The organism is Rhizobium sp. BT-226 (assembly GCF_025847085.2).
In the GTDB taxonomy this organism is placed as follows: domain Bacteria; phylum Pseudomonadota; class Alphaproteobacteria; order Rhizobiales; family Rhizobiaceae; genus Rhizobium; species Rhizobium sophorae.
In genome coordinates this window covers 415,748-430,231 of the sequence record NZ_JAOYTI010000005.1, presented here as the reverse complement: position 1 = coordinate 430,231, position 14,484 = coordinate 415,748, and the positions used below count along the sequence as shown (strand labels likewise).

Below are 14,484 nucleotides of genomic sequence, written 5' to 3'. Positions count from 1 at the left end.
TTTCCGTAGTTGCCAACCTACCGCAAGATTGCCTTTGACACGTCGCGATAAACAATATATCTACACGGGTATATAGCCATGTGGTGATATATGAAAAGCAGCCTCGATGCGATTTTCTCTGCACTCTCAGATCCAACAAGGAGAGCAATTCTTGGGCGGCTTGCACACGGCAAGGCGACCGTGGCCGAACTTGCAGATCCCTTCGAGCTGTCTCAGCCTGCCATTTCAAAGCATCTCAAGGTCCTGGAACAGGCCGGATTGATCCGCTCCGGCCGTGAAGCGACTTCGCGTCCCCGCGAACTTGAGCCGGACGCATTGAAGAAAATCTCTGATTGGATTGGCGATTACAGACGCTTCTGGGATCAGAGCTTTGATCGTCTCGATGGCTATTTGTCCAAGGTACAAGGATACGAAGATGACAAATCCGGAGACTGATACTGACAACGCCCGCGATCTGGTTTTTGTACGAAGGTTCGATGCTCCATGCGATCTGGTTTTCAGGGCATGGACCGACCCGAAAGCGTTGGCGCAATGGTGTGGTCCTCACGGTTTCAAGGCGGTGGGCGATCGGCTTGAAGCCTGGCCCGGCGGTAGACACCGCGCCTGTCTGGTCGCGCCAGATGGAGAAGAGCATTGGGTCGGCGGAAAATATCTGGAGGTCGAGCCGCCGCATAGGCTTGTCTTCACACATGCCTGGGAGCTCGCAACCGGCGAAAAAAGCCCGGAAACAGTCGTCACCATCACGTTAAAGGAAAGCGACGGAGGAACGGAAATGACGTTTCGGCAAAGTGGATTTGAAAACGCATCATCACTTAAGGGTCATGAAGGTGGTTGGTCGCAAAGCTTCGAGCGACTGGGCGTTTTTCTGGGGGCTGGATCGGAAAGGCCGGATCATGCGTAAGGCGGCGATGAAGCTCTATTATTGCGAGACGCTCAATCCCCGGAAGGCCTGCGCCGCCGCTCGTTATCTGAAAGCCGACGTCGAGTTCGTCAGGGTTGACCTGGCAAACGGAGAGCAGCGCACCGCAGAATTCCTGGCGCTTAACCCGAACGGGAAAGTCCCCGTGCTGCAGGATGATGCCGGAACCTTGTGGGAAGCGAATGCCATCATGTGCAGGCTGTCTGACAGCGCCGAATCGGATTTTTGGCCGCACGACCACAGGCAGATCGACGTCGTCCGGTGGCTGAGCTGGGACGCCAGTCATTTCACCCGGCACGCGGCAGCCCTGTGGTTTGAATACTTGATCAAACCTTTGTTCGGCGGAGAGCCTGACGTCGCCGTGATCGAAGATGCGAAGACGAGCTTCCGACTACATGCTCGCGTGCTCGACGACCATCTGGCTACCAACAGCGTCGCGGTCGGGAAGACACTGACTGTCGCAGATTTCGCATTGGCCGCTGCACTTCCTTATGCGACTTCTGCTGAGATTCCACTTTCCGAGTTTACGCATATACAGGCGTGGTACGAACGGCTTGAACAACTCGATGCGTGGCGAAACCCTTTCCCGGCGTAACAAGGTGCGGCCGCAGTTCCGTGCTTATTATTTCCGCTCACATTTCTACAAGTTTCGCCGGTAATTCGCTCCACGGGGCCTCGCTTCTCCGCCGCTGGAATCCCTTCCGCCATCAAACGACAAGACGAAAGCGGCGATGTGCGCAAGAGCTGTAACGCAAAAAGGGCGCTCGACCCTTGCGGGGAGCGCCCTTATCCTGTCGGACAACGAACAGTTCTACGACGTCGATACCGCGCGCATCCATTTTTCAGGCAGGACGGGTATATGGACCCTTTCCACCGGGGTTTCAAGAGGCGGTTCTGCGGTTTTGCACGATAATTGACCCTAGAACAGGATGATTTTAGGCCGGGTCGTCCTAAAATCTGAATCCTGTTCTACATTATATAGTTAGAGCATGATGTCGTCCGAAAACCGCTCACACTTTTCGGCATCATGCTCTAGTCGATCAGGAGGCGACCCCGGTGATCGGATTGACCACAGGTCGTTCGCTTTTGTCTCTGACCCCAGCCGGCTGCACCACCGGCGGCGCCACCGATTCTGTGTCGGCGGGCTCCGGCTTTTCAGGAACGGCGCCGACATCTTTAGGGCGCCGCTGCTCGGGCTTTACGTTTTGATCATTCGTCGACATTGTCAGTCTCCTTTCCAGGAAAAAGTCACGGCCGTCGACATGGTTCCGGCGATGGGATGGAGGATTACCGATGCTTGACAGGTTTCTGCTGCAGGGGCCCCAGGATGCGCGCTTCACCATCCTTCTTGCGCATGGCGCCGGCGCGCCGATGGATTCGGCATCGATGACATCAGCGGCAAATGCGCTCGCCGGTGTCGGCTTCCGCGTCGCCCGTTTCGAATTCGCCTATATGGCCGCCCGCCGCACCTTAGAAGGTCGCAAGCCGCCGCCACGCGCCGAAACGCTCAATCCCGAATACGAGGCGGCGATTGCCGAGCTCGGCGCCAGCGGCCCGCTGATCATCGGCGGCAAGTCGATGGGCGGCCGGGTCGCCAGCATGGTCGCCGACGATCTCCATCGTCAGGGGAAGATCGCCGGCCTGCTTTGCCTCGGCTATCCCTTCCATCCGCCCGGCCAGCCGGAGAAGCTGCGCACCGGCCATCTCACAGGGCTGACGACGCCCGCCCTGATTTGCCAGGGAACACGCGACGAATTCGGCAGACGGGACGAGGTGCCGGGCTACGATCTGTCCGACAGGATCGAGATCCTCTGGCTGGAGGACGGCGACCACGACCTCAAGCCGCGCAAGACGATCTCCGGTTTCTCCAGTGCCGATCACCTCGCCACGATGGCGAAAGCGGTGAAGGCATGGGCCGAACGACTGCCGGCTTGAGCATCCCATATCCCCCGGCGCGCCTGCGGTTGCCGTTGTCAAGCTGCAAGCTTCCTGACATCGATGCGCCGCTCGGTAGCGGAAACGGTGATTTCGAAGTGGTCGGCCTGCACCACGCCCTGAATATTGCGCGGCCGGTGTGCGACGATGGCCACTCCGCTTCTCAGCCGGACACTGTCATAGAGGATACCGGCGCCGCCGCTCGAGCGCACCTCTTCCCCCAGCACCTGCGACGCCGCATAGCTGGTGCCGTCATAGACATCGGGCCGTAGCGTCTGCTCTCCGCGAATGTCGAGGTAATCACCAATCAGAGCGGCCGAATAGCTTCTATAGGTGCGCGCCATCGTCGCGACCCCGCGCGCGACAGCCTCGCGCCTGAGATGATGGCCAACTTCGGCGGCGGCTGTGCGGAGACCGTCGGCTGCATACCAGGCGCCGAGATCAGGGCCGTTGAAGCGCATTCCTCCCGGCGCGACATGCAGGAATGCCGCCATCACAATGCTGGCATTGGCAACGCCATAAACCCATTGGTCCTCAGGAAGCCGTTGGATGCGGTCGGCGACGAGACGGTCGTTGGTCCAGCCGGCGAGCTCCATCACGGCTTCTAGATCGGCCGCCCTCGTTACCGTCTCAAAAAGCCCGATTGGCGGAAATTGCGACGGGATCAGCCGGTACGACGGACGCGGCGCCTCTGCAAAACGATCGCTCACCGGAAGACGATGTCCGTATCTTCGTAGGGCGTGAAGGCTTCGTCGAGCACATTCGGCTGCATGTAGAGACCACCGCGGGCGCCGTCGAGAAACCGGCGGACTGTCATCAACCCGTCCTGGGTCCCGTTCGTCACGATATCAAGCGGCGGATGGCCGCCGAAAACCGGCGCCTGATGCGGTGTGCGCAGCCAGGTGACGCCGGCGCGTTCATCGGAAAAAAGCACGCCAAGCGCCTGATGGATGCCGAGCACGGCCGAGATGCGGGTCAGCGTATCGACATCGAGCGTGAAAGCGCCGTGCTCGCGCGCCTGTTTGGCCCAATTGTGGTAGGTCGACCGGGAGGGATAGCCGAGCATCAACAGCCGCTGTTCTTCGTTCAAGCCCCAAAGATCGGCGATCGCCAGGAAGGTCCGCAAGGCCGGTGCGCTCAGCCGCCGGCGGTTTGCCGGGGCGAAGCGTCCGGTTTCCAGCCGCTGCGGCCCCTCGTCTTCCCGATCCCTGCGTCGTGCGTGTTGCATAACAGCCTCCTGTCTTGAATTAGACATAGTCCAAATCTGGGCAATCATCAAGCGGATTTAAAGAGCCGGCGTCAGGAAAGCTCGCCTGCCGCCTCCCGGATCGTCTGCATCAGGATGGATTGCTGCAGAGACGGCACGGCATCGGCGCGCATCGTCAATCCGACCGGCCCCTTGGTCTCGCCGGTATCGACCGGCAGAAGCGTCAGCCGCCCGTCGGCGACATCGCCGGCCACGACGCCGTTGGAAATGATCCAGATCGCATCGCTTGCCCTGAGGAAAGCGCGGCCGAAGGAATTCGACACCGTCTCGATCTGGTTCGGCAGGCTGGAGACGCCGTTGGCGATGAGGAAATTTTCGACGACCGGCCGGATGATCGAACCGCGCGTCGGCATCAGCACCGTATAGTTGCCGAAGCCGGCAAACAGCGATTGCCGGCCGTCGAGCAGCGGATGGCCGGCGCGCACGGCAAACACCACCTGCTCGGAATAAAGATGCTCGAAGGAAAAGCCCGCCATCTTCTCGGGGCCGGCCAGACGTCCGACGACGACATCGAGATCGCCGACGCGAAGCTGCTCGAGGAGCACCGCGTTCTCGCCGGTGACGATCTTCACCCGGCTCCAGGTCTTTTCCTTGAGGAACAGTTCCATCGCCCGCGGCATAATGCGCGATGACACCGTCGGCAGCGCGCCGATCCGGATCGGCGGCGCATCGGCGAACTGCTCCTGCGAGACGGAATCGAGACCCTGGCGCAGCGCCGTCAGCGCCGCCCCGGCGTGACGTAGAAAGACCTCACCGTAGCGGGTGATCTTGATCCCGCGGCCATCGCGCTCGAAAACATCGACACCCAGCACCTGTTCCAGTTCGCGGATCGTCTTGGTGACTGCCGGCTGGCTGACATGCAGCAATTCGGCGGCCTTCATGACGCTCTTCTGCCGCGCCACCTCGACAAAGGTTTGCAGATGGCGGAACTTGACCCGGCTGTCGATCATCGTTCGCATAACTCCTGGGTTATCGAAATGCCAATAAATATCATTTTACTTAACCGGATCAAACAGTCAATTTCACCATTCAGGAGGAGAGTGACGTGCAATTCGCCCGCATAAATGACGTGACGATCCATTATCAGATCATCGGCGCGCCTGCCGACAGGCCGGTGATCGTCTTTACCAATTCGCTCGGAACGGATTTCCGCATCTGGCGTGATGTCGTGGTGCGGCTTGCAGGCGAATTTGCCATCGTGCTTTACGACAAGCGTGGCCACGGCCTTTCCGATGTCGGCCAGCTTCCCTCATCGATCGAGGACCATGCGACGGATCTCGCCGGCCTTCTCGATCTGCTGTCGGTCAAGGATGCCGTCATCTGCGGCCTCTCCGTCGGCGGCCTCATCGCCCAGTCGCTCTATCACAGCCGGCCGGACCTGGTCCGCGCGCTCATCCTCTGCGACACCGCCCATAAGATCGGCACGACGGAGAGCTGGAACGCCCGCATCGCCGCCGTCGAGAAAAACGGCATCGGCAGCATTGTCGACGCCATCATGCAACGCTGGTTCACACCCGCCTTCCGCCGGCCCGAGAGCACCGCCTATGCCGGCTATTGCAACATGCTGACGCGCCAGCCCGTCGAGGGTTATGTCGCCGCCTGCGCCGCGATCCGCGACGCCGACTTCACCGAGGTCGCAAAGACGATCGCCGTGCCAACGATCTGCATCGTCGGCGACCAGGACGGCTCGACGCCGCCCGATCTCGTGCTTTCGACCGCGAAGCTGATATCAGGCGCCCGCTACGAGGTCATCGCTAATTGCGCGCACATTCCCTGCGTCGAGCAACCGGAGGCGCTGACGGCGATCATCCGCGCCTTCCTCACATCCATTCCGCCTGGAGAAGTCAGCCCATGAATGAGACCGCGTCCCCTTCCGAGCGCTATCGCCAGGGCATGGCGACCCGCCGCGCCGTGCTCGGCGACGCCCATGTCGACCGCGCCGCCGCCACATCGACGGAGTTCGACCGCCCCTTCCAGGAACTGATCACCGAAGCCGCCTGGGGCCATGTCTGGTCGCGCCCGGCACTGACGAAGCGCGAGCGCTCGATCGTCACGATCGCTCTGCTTGCCGCCCTCGGCCAGGACGACGAGGTCGCCATGCATGTGCGCGCCACCGCCAATACGGGGGCGACCCGCGAGGATATCTGCGAGGCGCTGCTGCATGTGGCGATCTATGCCGGCGTTCCCGCCGCCAATCACGCGATCAAGATCGCAAAGCAGGCTTTTGAACGGATGGACGCCGAAAGGCGGCCTGAGGGAGGAACATGTCCGAACGACCGAACCGCAAGCCCGAGACCGGCGGCTTCTTCGCCCGCGACCGCGCCTGGCATGCGCCGGCGCTGACCCCCGGCTACAAGACCTCCGTGCTGCGCGCGCCGCAGCGCGCCCTGCTCTCGCTCGACGGCACGATTTCCGAGACCACCGGTCCGGTCTTCGGCCATTCGATGATCGGCGAACTCGACAACGACCTGATCCTGAACTACGCGCAGCCCGGCGAAAGTGCGATCGGCGAGCGCATCATCGTCCATGGCCGTGTGCTCGACGAGCGCGCCAGGCCGGTTGCCGGCGCCTTGGTCGAGTTCTGGCAGGCCAATGCCGGCGGCCGCTATCGCCACAAGAAGGAAACTTATCTGGCGGCGATCGACCCGAATTTCGGCGGCTGCGGCCGCGCCATCACCGACGAAGATGGCCGCTACCATTTCCGCACCGTCCGCCCCGGCGCCTATCCCTGGCCGAACGGCATCAACGATTGGCGCCCGGCCCATATCCATTTCTCGATCTTCGGACACGGCTTTGCCCAGCGCCTGATCACCCAGATGTATTTCGAGGGCGACCCGATGATCTGGAAATGTCCGATCGTCGGCACCATCCCCGACAAGGCGGCGATCGAGCAACTGATCGCCCCGCTCGACTGGGGCAACACCATTCCGATGGATTCACGCGCCTATAAATTCGATATCGTGCTGCGCGGCCGCCGCTCGACGATGTTCGAAAACAGACCGGAGGGCAACTGACCATGCAGCAGCTCGGCTACCTCAAGGAAACCCCATCGCAGACGGCCGGTCCCTATGTGCATATCGGCCTGACGCCGAATTTTTGTGACATAACGGGCGTCTACGACACCGATCTCGGCATCGGGATGGTCAACGACAAGACGCTCGGCGAACGCATCACCGTCACCGGCCGGATCTTCGATGGCGCCGGCGCATTGGTGCGCGATGCGGTCATCGAGATCTGGCAGGCCGACGCCGCCGGCCTCTACAACAGCCCGTCGGAAATGCGTGGCGCCGCCGACCCAAATTTCACCGGCTGGGGCCGCTGCCCGACCCGCGCTGAGGACGGCGTCTACAGCTTCGAGACCGTCAAGCCCGGCCCCGTCCCCTTCAAGGACGGCCGCAGACAAGCCCCGCACATCACCTTCTGGATCGTCGCCCGCGGCATCAATATCGGCCTGCACACGCGCATGTATTTTCCGGAGGAGACGGAGGCCAACGCCGCCGACCCGCTGCTTTCCCGCATAGAACATCGCGAGCGCGTCGCAACAGTGGTCGCCACCCGCGACGGCGCCACCTGCCATTTCGACATCCACCTGCAGGGTCCGAAGGAAACGGTGTTTCTCGATATCTGAGGGCCGGCGTCGCGATCAGCTTGCTGGGGCGGCTATGTGCAGGTAGCGTCCCCTCACCCTGCCCCCTCCCCGAGGGGAGAGGGGGGACGTGCCCACGCGAGATCTCCTGCCCATAAAGCGCGGACGCCGCCTTGAGCGCCTTCAGCTGGGAGAAGGTGGCGGCAGCGGATGAGGGGCCACAACCACAAACGAGACGTCCATGACCGCATCGCCCTTCGACCATCCTTTCCTTTCCGGCCTGCTCGGCGACGATGAAATCGCGCCCTACTTTTCCGCCGAGGCGGATATCCGGGCCATGCTCTCCTTCGAGGCCGCACTCGCCAAGGCTGAAGCCGCTCATGGCCTCATTCCTGCCGAAGCCGCAAGACGCATCACTGACACCTGCGCCGCCTTCTCGCCCGATGTGTCCAGTCTTCGATCAGCAACGGCAAGGGACGGTGTCGTCGTTCCCGACCTCATCGACCAACTCCGCACCGCTGTCGGCGAGGAAGCGGCAAAAAGCCTGCATTGCGGCGCGACCAGCCAGGATGTCATCGATACCAGCCTGATGATCCGCCTGAAGGCCGTCGTCTTCCTGTTTGCCGGAAGGCTATCCGCCATCGCTGCTGAGCTCGATGCGCTCGACGGTCAGTTCGGCCAAAACCGGCTGATGGGCCATACCCGCATGCAGGCGGCGATCCCCATCACCGTCACCGATCGCCTCGATGCCTGGCGTGCGCCGCTCGCAACCTATCGCGACCGCCTGACCGAACAGAGCTTTCCCGTTCAGTTCGGCGGTGCGGCCGGCACGCTGGACAAGCTCGGGTCTCAGGCCGCAGCCATCCGTGCCTCGCTCGCTCAGGAACTCGGCCTCACCGATGCGCCGCAATGGCAGAGCGGGCGTCTGCCGATCGCCGATATCGCCGGCCTGTTCGCGTCGATATCGGGCAGTCTCGGCAAGATGGGCCAGGACATCGCGCTGCTTGCCCAGGCCGGCGGCGAGATCGAAATCTCAGGCGGCGGCACTTCGTCGGCGATGGCGCACAAGCAGAACCCCGTCTCCGCAGAAGTCCTCGTCTCGCTCGCCCGCTTCAACGCCACGGCTTTATCGGGCGTCCACCAGTCCCTTGTGCACGAACAGGAACGCTCCGGCGCTGCCTGGACGCTCGAATGGCTGCTGCTGCCGCAAATGACAATGGCAACGGCCGCCAGCCTGCGGCTCGCCGGGGCGCTTGCGGGAAATATCAACAGGCTTGGAACAGCCTGATCCAGCACCTTTGCATGTAATGCCGGAGACCGGCTATGCAGAGTGCAATGAAATCAGGAGCAGCCTCGTGACCTTCCCCCTCTTCGACCTCTCCGGGCGCCGCGCCCTCGTCACCGGCTCCAGCCAGGGCATCGGCCGCGCATTGGCGGTCGGGCTTGCCGAGCATGGCGCTTCGATTATCATCAACGGCCGCAACGCGCAGAAGGCCGAGGCCGCCGCCGAGGATATCCGTCGCAGCCATCGCCATGCCGTCAGCGCCGCCTTCGATGTCACCGATGCCGAGGCCAGCCGCACCGCCATCGCCTATATCGAGGCGGAGATCGGCCCGATCGACATCCTCGTCAACAATGCCGGCATGCAGTTCCGCGCACCGCTGGAAAACTTCCCGGTCGACAAATGGGACGAGATCTTTAAGACCAACGTCTCCAGCCTGTTCTATGTCAGCCAGCCGGTCGCCCAGGCGATGATTGCTCGCGGCCGCGGCAAGATCATCAACATCGCCTCCGTCCAGGCCGAACTCGCCCGCCCCGGCATCGCGCCCTATACCGCGACCAAAGGCGCGGTGAAGAACCTCACGCGCGGCATGGCGACCGACTGGGCGAAATACGGCCTGCAGGTCAATGCGATCGCGCCTGGCTATTTCCGCACCCCGCTCAACCAGGCGCTCGTCGACGATCCGAAGTTTTCTGGCTGGCTGGAAACCCGCACGCCGGCCGGCCGCTGGGGCGAGGTCAAGGAGCTCGTCGGCGCCGCCGTCTTCCTGGCCTCGGATGCCTCCTCCTTCGTCAACGGCCATATGCTGACGGTCGACGGCGGCATCACCGCCTCGCTCTAGAACAGGATGTCGTCCGACAACCGCTCACACTTTTCGACATCATCCGAGTTTGGCGATTGCCCGCAGATTGTCGGCCGTCGTCGTCGGGAATTCGAAGAATTCGAGATAGGCGGGGATCTGTTCGAACAACATGTCCGTCCCAACCTGAAATGCGCAGCCGCGCGCCCGCGCGGCCTCGAGAAAAGGGGTTATCTCCTTCGTCATCACGACTTCGCCGACGAAGGTCGATGGGGAGATGCGGTCGATATCGATCGGCAGCGGGTCACCCCGTCGCATGCCGAGAGGTGTCGCATTGACGACAATGTCGAAACCTGCCGGATCGGCGGAGCCGGTCGTCACTTTCAGGTGCGGATAGTATTTCTTCAGCCTGTCCAGCAGCGCGGTCGCGGTCGCCTCGTTAGCGTCGAAGATGGCGAGATGGTCCACGCCCGCCTGTGCCAACGACGCCGCGATTGCCGAGCCGACGCCGCCGGCACCCGCGATGAGCGCATGGGCTCCTTCAACCTTTTTGCCCTTGCGCAATACGCCGCGAACGAAGCCTTCGCCATCGAACATGTCACCGATCAGCCTGCCGTCCGAACCGAGACGCACTGCATTGCACGAGCCGGCGACTTTCGCGTTGGTCGATGTTTCGTCGAGCAGCGCCATCGTCGAAATCTTGTGCGGCATGGTGATGAGAGCACCGTGGATATTGGATAGCCGGAACAGAAGTTTCAGAAACGCCGGATAGTCCTCCGGCCTGCAGCCCATCGGCACGACAACGGCATCAATTCCGTTCTTCTCGAAATAGGGATTGTAGATCAGCGGGGCCTTGAAGGACTCCGTCGGATAGCCGAGGTGAGCGATGAGTTTGGTCGTCCCGGTGATCATGTGGTCAGACTTTCTGGGAATCGGAAGAGGCGCTGACGTTGGAGAGGTGGATCATCTGCCCCCAGCGCGCCGATCTCTTGATCGCTTCGACGACCCTGAGCGTAGCAAGGCCCTCCCGGCCACTCACCAGAGGCGTCGCATCGCCACGAATGACGTCGCAAAAATGTCTGAGCTGAACGCAAAGAGGATCGGCTGCTGAGTAAGGCACCCGCTCCTGGGCGAGCGGCTCCAGCCAATCGGGCTTCGAAGGGCTCGTCCAAAGCATCAAATCAGGAATTCCGAGCGAACCCGTGGTGCCGCCGATCTGATAGCAGAATTGATCGTAGCGGGGAAAAGTGGGGTTCTCCCCAGTGGTCGTCTCCCAGCTCCAGGGCGCGGCCGCGGCATCACTGCCGTTGAGAGTGGCAAGCACCCCGCTTTCGAACCGCAGCGTGACGACGGCCGTATCCTCGACGGCATGGTTGCGCACGGCGTGCGATTCCATCGCATGGACGGCCTCGACCTCGCCGAAGAGATATCGGAAGAGATCGACATCGTGGATCAGGTTGACGAAGACCGGGCCGGCGCCCGCTTCGCGCCGCCAGGGGATATCGAAATAGTCGTCGGGCTTGGCCACCCAGAACGTGCCGTGCACCGTGATGATGCGGCCAAGCCTTCCGCCGTCGACGACCTGTTTGACCGCCTGGATCATCGGATTGTGGCGCCTGTGATGGCCGACCAGAAGCGGTATGCCTGCCTTCTCACCGGCCGCGACCAGTGCCGCGGCAGCATCGACATCGTCGGCGATCGGTTTCTCGATCAGGACAGGGATGCCGGCAGCGATGATCTCCATTCCGTTCTCAACGTGGAGCTGGTTCGGCGTTGCCACGATGATGCCGTGAGGCCTGTCCTCGACGCGGATGTCCGAGAAGCTCCGGTACCATCGGGCGCCGACAGTCTCGGCAAAGTCGCGACCGGCGGCAGAAGGGTCGATCACGGCCGAGAGAACGGTGCCGGGCTGGGACATGATGCGCTCGACGTGGCGCCTGCCGATGAGGCCGGCTCCCATGACTGCAATCTCTAATGGCTTCATTGCCGGCTCCCATAATCTGCCAGACGCATCGCCCTTGAGCCCTTTACTTCCGCAGGATTTCTCCGAGGAATTTCCTGGTCCGCTCATGCTGTGGATTTGTGAAAAAATCAGCGGGCGGGGCTTCCTCGACGATCGCGCCGCTGGCCATGAAGATCACGCGATCGGCGACCTGGCGGGCAAAGCCCATCTCATGCGTGACGCAGATCATCGTCATGCCCTCATCGGCCAGCGCGATCATCGTATCCAGCACCTCCTTGACCATCTCCGGATCAAGCGCCGACGTCGGCTCATCAAACAGCATCACTTTGGGCCGCATGCAAAGCGCACGGGCGATCGCGACACGCTGCTGCTGGCCACCAGAAAGCTGCACCGGATATTTGTCGGCCTGCTCCAGTATCTTGACCCGCTCGAGCAGCCCGCGTGCCCGTTCCTCGGCCTCCGCCCTGCCGACGCCGACTGCCTTCATCGGCGCCAGCATGCAGTTCTGCAGCACGGTCAGATGCGGAAACAGATTGAACTGCTGAAAGACCATGCCGACCTCACGACGGATCGCATCGATGGTCTTGGCCTGATTGCCGAGAAGAATCCCGCCAACGCGGATTTCACCTTTCTCGTAGGTCTCGAGATGGTTGATGCAGCGAATGAGCGTCGACTTGCCGCTGCCGGAGGGCCCGCACAAGACGATCCTCTCGCCGCTGCGAACCGATATGTTGATGTCGTGCAGGGCTTGAAAAGCGCCATACCACTTCTCCACCCGCTCCATGGTGATCATGGTTTCCGCGCCTTGAGCGGGACTGGGACTGGTCATCAGTAGAACTCCATATTGGCGGGCTGGACCGCATCGAAGACGAGGGATGCGGATCAGCGCGCGGAGGCGGCGAACTTTCGTTCGAGGCGGGCGCCAAGAATCGTCAGTGGGCAGCACATCAGGAAATAGAGAATGCCGACGATGCCGAAGACCGTCAGCGGTTGGAAAATCTGGTTGGAGATGATGTTGCCGGCCCGCGTCAGCTCGGTGAAGCCGACGATCGACGCAAGCGAGGTGCCCTTGATCAACTGCACGAGGAAACCGATCGTGGCGGGCAGCGAAATGCGCAGCGCCTGCGGCAGGATGACATCCTTCATGCGCGAGATGTATCTGAGGCTGAGAGCCTTTGCCGCTTCCGTCTGGCCGCGCGGAACCGCTTCGATCGATCCGCGCCAGATCTCGCCGAGATAGGCGCTGGCATGCAGCGTCAAGCCGATGGCAACGGCCACCCAGGCATCGAGCATCAGCCCCACCAGCGCCAGGCCGTAATAGACGACGAAAAGCTGCATCAGCAGCGGGGTTCCCTGGAAGACGGCGATGTAGCCGGCCGTGACGCGTTCCAGCAGCGGTATGCCCGAGGCACGGGCAAGGGCGACGCCGAGCCCTGCGATGCCGCCGCAGACAAAGCCGACGGCGGACAGGAGCACGGTCCATTTGAGGCCGATCAGGAGGAAGACGAATTCTTCGTGACCCATGGAATTCCTCCTACTTGACCGGATATTTGAAGTAGCGCGCCGAAAACAGCGCGAAGATGCGCATCATCAGCCAGGAGATCACGAAATAGAAAACTGTGACGGTGAAGTAGACCTCGAAGCTGCGGAAGCTCTCCGACTCGATGCGCTGTGAAACGGACGTCAGCTCGTAGGCCGAAATCGCCGATGCAATGCTTGTGGTCAGCGTCAGCAGGACGAACTGGCTGGTCAAAGACGGATAGATCGCCCGCAATGCCGGTTTGAGGATGATCAGCCGGAAAACCTGAGCCTTGTGCAGACCAAGGGCCAGACCCGCCTCCATCTGTCCCTTCGGGATCGACTGGACGCCGCCGCGAATGATCTCGATTGCGTAGGCACCACCGTTGATGCCGAGCGCGATAATCGCCGTCGGTGTCGGATCCAGCCTGATGCCTGTCAGCGGAAGCGCGAAGTAGATGAAGAAGATCTGCACCAGAAAGGGCGTGTTGCGGATCAATTCGACGAAGGCGATGACCAGCCATCGCGCCGGCTTCAGGGCAGAGTCGCGCAAGGCAACGCCGCCAATCCCGATGATGATCGCCAGCAGCATTCCACAAATGGCAAGCAAGAATGTCCCGAGGCAGCCGAGCAGAAGGCTGGGCAGGCCATCAATGACCGGGGTGAAATCCAACTTGTAGTTCATGCCTTCGCTGCTCCCACCATGCCGGCCATCGCTTCTATGGCGAGTTCATAACCGCGGGGGCCAAAGCCGATCATGATGGCGGTAGCGACGCGCGAGACGAGGGATTTGTGATAGATCTCCTCGCGGGCATGCACGTTGGAAATATGCAGCTCGATCTTCGGCGGATCGAAGGTTTTCAGCGCATCGAGAAGAGCGATCGAGGTGAAGGTATAGCCGGCCGGATTGATGATGATGCCGCAGGCCTCTTTGCGGGCCTGATGCACACTTTCCACGAGCTCGCCCTCGAAATTGGTCTGGCGGAACTCGATGGCAAAGCCGAGACTGTCAGCCTTTGCGAAGCAGTTGTCCCTGATATCGGCCAGCGTCGTCGAACCGTAGATGGCGGGCTCGCGCTCACCGAGCAGGTTCAGGTTTGGTCCGTTGAGCACAAAGATGGTTCTGGTCATGTCGCGCACCTCAGGGCCTTGGGCATGGCGGTTGCGGGCATCGGAATGCCCGTCTTGTTTGATAAGAGCGGAGATCGCCGCCTG

Annotated in this window: 19 protein-coding genes and 1 pseudogene; 10 read left to right on the top strand and 10 right to left on the bottom strand. The window is 61.8% G+C overall.

The annotated features are described in order from the left end of the window. Positions 1-90 precede the first annotated feature (90 nt). Genes OIU37_RS29055 through OIU37_RS29045 form a run of 3 tightly spaced genes read left to right on the top strand, consistent with a single transcriptional unit; the run spans position 91 to position 1,514 of the window. On the top strand, positions 91-435 hold the full coding sequence (locus OIU37_RS29055) for a helix-turn-helix transcriptional regulator (RefSeq protein WP_028756051.1): 345 nt from the start codon (positions 91-93) through the stop codon (positions 433-435). Then, entirely contained in the window at positions 416-901 is a 486-nt protein-coding gene (locus tag OIU37_RS29050; RefSeq protein WP_264259402.1) for an SRPBCC domain-containing protein, read from the top strand. Before OIU37_RS29055 ends, OIU37_RS29050 begins: the two co-directional genes overlap by 20 nt. Continuing rightward, the gene (locus OIU37_RS29045; RefSeq protein WP_171605035.1) at positions 894-1,514 is read left to right on the top strand and encodes a glutathione S-transferase family protein; all 621 of its coding nucleotides are present in this window, start codon (positions 894-896) and stop codon (positions 1,512-1,514) included. The genes OIU37_RS29050 and OIU37_RS29045 overlap by 8 nt, the downstream gene beginning before the upstream one ends. Positions 1,515-1,959: 445 nt before the next feature. On the opposite strand, the gene OIU37_RS29040 is transcribed toward OIU37_RS29045, so the two are convergent. After that, entirely contained in the window at positions 1,960-2,142 is a 183-nt protein-coding gene (locus tag OIU37_RS29040; protein WP_264259401.1) for a hypothetical protein, read from the bottom strand. A 70-nt stretch (positions 2,143-2,212) separates the two neighbouring features. On the opposite strand from OIU37_RS29040, the gene OIU37_RS29035 reads away from it, so the two are divergent. Beyond that, the gene (locus OIU37_RS29035) at positions 2,213-2,854 is read left to right on the top strand and encodes an alpha/beta family hydrolase (RefSeq protein WP_264259400.1); all 642 of its coding nucleotides are present in this window, start codon (positions 2,213-2,215) and stop codon (positions 2,852-2,854) included. 38 nt (positions 2,855-2,892) lie between these two features. On the opposite strand, the gene OIU37_RS29030 is transcribed toward OIU37_RS29035, so the two are convergent. The 3 genes from OIU37_RS29030 to pcaQ all read right to left on the bottom strand — a co-directional run bounded on the left by OIU37_RS29030 (position 2,893) and on the right by pcaQ (position 5,071). Beyond that, a complete protein-coding gene (locus OIU37_RS29030; protein WP_180696904.1) occupies positions 2,893-3,564 on the bottom strand; it encodes an RES family NAD+ phosphorylase in 672 nt (223 codons plus the stop codon). Continuing rightward, positions 3,561-4,082, bottom strand: coding sequence for an MbcA/ParS/Xre antitoxin family protein (locus tag OIU37_RS29025; protein WP_264259399.1), 522 nt, complete (start codon positions 4,080-4,082; stop codon positions 3,561-3,563). The genes OIU37_RS29030 and OIU37_RS29025 overlap by 4 nt, the downstream gene beginning before the upstream one ends. A 71-nt stretch (positions 4,083-4,153) precedes the next feature. Continuing rightward, positions 4,154-5,071 (bottom strand): pca operon transcription factor PcaQ, encoded by a 918-nt coding sequence (gene pcaQ, locus OIU37_RS29020; RefSeq protein WP_264259398.1) that lies wholly within the window; start codon positions 5,069-5,071, stop codon positions 4,154-4,156. A 95-nt stretch (positions 5,072-5,166) separates the two neighbouring features. Here pcaQ and pcaD point away from each other — a divergent pair, with 95 nt between their 5' ends. From pcaD to OIU37_RS28990, 6 genes and pseudogenes are all read left to right on the top strand, one after another. Then, positions 5,167-5,976 carry a 3-oxoadipate enol-lactonase gene (gene pcaD / locus OIU37_RS29015; protein WP_264259397.1) on the top strand — a complete coding sequence of 270 codons (810 nt, stop codon included), beginning with the start codon at positions 5,167-5,169 and terminating at the stop codon, positions 5,974-5,976. Then, positions 5,973-6,368, top strand: a pseudogene (gene pcaC, locus OIU37_RS29010) (4-carboxymuconolactone decarboxylase); the annotation flags it as partial. The gene pcaD and the pseudogene pcaC, both read left to right, overlap by 4 nt. 17 nt (positions 6,369-6,385) lie before the next feature. Then, positions 6,386-7,135 (top strand): protocatechuate 3,4-dioxygenase subunit beta, encoded by a 750-nt coding sequence (gene pcaH / locus OIU37_RS29005; protein ID WP_003553667.1) that lies wholly within the window; start codon positions 6,386-6,388, stop codon positions 7,133-7,135. Positions 7,136-7,137: 2 nt separating this feature from the next. Next, positions 7,138-7,749 (top strand): protocatechuate 3,4-dioxygenase subunit alpha, encoded by a 612-nt coding sequence (gene pcaG / locus OIU37_RS29000; RefSeq protein WP_182208451.1) that lies wholly within the window; start codon positions 7,138-7,140, stop codon positions 7,747-7,749. 199 nt (positions 7,750-7,948) lie between these two features. Beyond that, positions 7,949-8,995, top strand: a complete 1,047-nt coding sequence (locus OIU37_RS28995; protein WP_264259396.1) for a 3-carboxy-cis,cis-muconate cycloisomerase — start codon at positions 7,949-7,951, stop codon at positions 8,993-8,995. Between the two features lie 67 nt (positions 8,996-9,062). Beyond that, the gene (locus OIU37_RS28990; protein ID WP_180696897.1) at positions 9,063-9,830 is read left to right on the top strand and encodes an SDR family oxidoreductase; all 768 of its coding nucleotides are present in this window, start codon (positions 9,063-9,065) and stop codon (positions 9,828-9,830) included. Between the two features lie 39 nt (positions 9,831-9,869). On the opposite strand, the gene OIU37_RS28985 is transcribed toward OIU37_RS28990, so the two are convergent. The 6 genes from OIU37_RS28985 to OIU37_RS28960 are packed head-to-tail and all read right to left on the bottom strand — an operon-like array spanning position 9,870 to position 14,400. Beyond that, entirely contained in the window at positions 9,870-10,700 is an 831-nt protein-coding gene (locus OIU37_RS28985) for a shikimate dehydrogenase (protein WP_264259395.1), read from the bottom strand. Positions 10,701-10,704: 4 nt separating this feature from the next. After that, complete coding sequence (locus OIU37_RS28980) at positions 10,705-11,772, bottom strand: Gfo/Idh/MocA family protein (protein WP_264259394.1); 1,068 nt, start codon at positions 11,770-11,772, stop codon at positions 10,705-10,707. Positions 11,773-11,815: 43 nt separating this feature from the next. Further along, positions 11,816-12,580, bottom strand: coding sequence for an amino acid ABC transporter ATP-binding protein (locus OIU37_RS28975; RefSeq protein WP_319004765.1), 765 nt, complete (start codon positions 12,578-12,580; stop codon positions 11,816-11,818). Positions 12,581-12,633: 53 nt separating this feature from the next. Further along, entirely contained in the window at positions 12,634-13,275 is a 642-nt protein-coding gene (locus OIU37_RS28970; protein WP_129419371.1) for an amino acid ABC transporter permease, read from the bottom strand. A 10-nt stretch (positions 13,276-13,285) separates the two neighbouring features. Further along, the gene (locus OIU37_RS28965; RefSeq protein WP_017991876.1) at positions 13,286-13,954 is read right to left on the bottom strand and encodes an amino acid ABC transporter permease; all 669 of its coding nucleotides are present in this window, start codon (positions 13,952-13,954) and stop codon (positions 13,286-13,288) included. Next, positions 13,951-14,400 (bottom strand): type II 3-dehydroquinate dehydratase, encoded by a 450-nt coding sequence (locus tag OIU37_RS28960; protein WP_171605022.1) that lies wholly within the window; start codon positions 14,398-14,400, stop codon positions 13,951-13,953. The genes OIU37_RS28965 and OIU37_RS28960 overlap by 4 nt, the downstream gene beginning before the upstream one ends. Between the last annotated feature and the right edge of the window lie 84 nt (positions 14,401-14,484).

What these genes read in the sequence shown, in the direction of transcription:
- OIU37_RS28965 (WP_017991876.1), bottom strand. Translation starts at nt 13,954, where the DNA reads ATGAACTACAAGTTGGATTTCACCCCGGTCATTGATGGCCTGCCCAGC.
- OIU37_RS29050 (WP_264259402.1), top strand. Translation starts at nt 416, where the DNA reads ATGACAAATCCGGAGACTGATACTGACAACGCCCGCGATCTGGTTTTT.
- OIU37_RS28970 (WP_129419371.1), bottom strand. Translation starts at nt 13,275, where the DNA reads ATGGGTCACGAAGAATTCGTCTTCCTCCTGATCGGCCTCAAATGGACC.
- pcaQ (WP_264259398.1), bottom strand. Translation starts at nt 5,071, where the DNA reads ATGATCGACAGCCGGGTCAAGTTCCGCCATCTGCAAACCTTTGTCGAG.
- OIU37_RS28995 (WP_264259396.1), top strand. Translation starts at nt 7,949, where the DNA reads ATGACCGCATCGCCCTTCGACCATCCTTTCCTTTCCGGCCTGCTCGGC.
- OIU37_RS28975 (WP_319004765.1), bottom strand. Translation starts at nt 12,580, where the DNA reads ATGACCAGTCCCAGTCCCGCTCAAGGCGCGGAAACCATGATCACCATG.
- pcaH (WP_003553667.1), top strand. Translation starts at nt 6,386, where the DNA reads ATGTCCGAACGACCGAACCGCAAGCCCGAGACCGGCGGCTTCTTCGCC.
- OIU37_RS29045 (WP_171605035.1), top strand. Translation starts at nt 894, where the DNA reads ATGCGTAAGGCGGCGATGAAGCTCTATTATTGCGAGACGCTCAATCCC.
- OIU37_RS29055 (WP_028756051.1), top strand. Translation starts at nt 91, where the DNA reads ATGAAAAGCAGCCTCGATGCGATTTTCTCTGCACTCTCAGATCCAACA.
- OIU37_RS28980 (WP_264259394.1), bottom strand. Translation starts at nt 11,772, where the DNA reads ATGAAGCCATTAGAGATTGCAGTCATGGGAGCCGGCCTCATCGGCAGG.
- pcaG (WP_182208451.1), top strand. Translation starts at nt 7,138, where the DNA reads ATGCAGCAGCTCGGCTACCTCAAGGAAACCCCATCGCAGACGGCCGGT.
- OIU37_RS28985 (WP_264259395.1), bottom strand. Translation starts at nt 10,700, where the DNA reads ATGATCACCGGGACGACCAAACTCATCGCTCACCTCGGCTATCCGACG.
- OIU37_RS29035 (WP_264259400.1), top strand. Translation starts at nt 2,213, where the DNA reads ATGCTTGACAGGTTTCTGCTGCAGGGGCCCCAGGATGCGCGCTTCACC.
- OIU37_RS28960 (WP_171605022.1), bottom strand. Translation starts at nt 14,400, where the DNA reads ATGACCAGAACCATCTTTGTGCTCAACGGACCAAACCTGAACCTGCTC.
- OIU37_RS29040 (WP_264259401.1), bottom strand. Translation starts at nt 2,142, where the DNA reads ATGTCGACGAATGATCAAAACGTAAAGCCCGAGCAGCGGCGCCCTAAA.
- OIU37_RS29025 (WP_264259399.1), bottom strand. Translation starts at nt 4,082, where the DNA reads ATGCAACACGCACGACGCAGGGATCGGGAAGACGAGGGGCCGCAGCGG.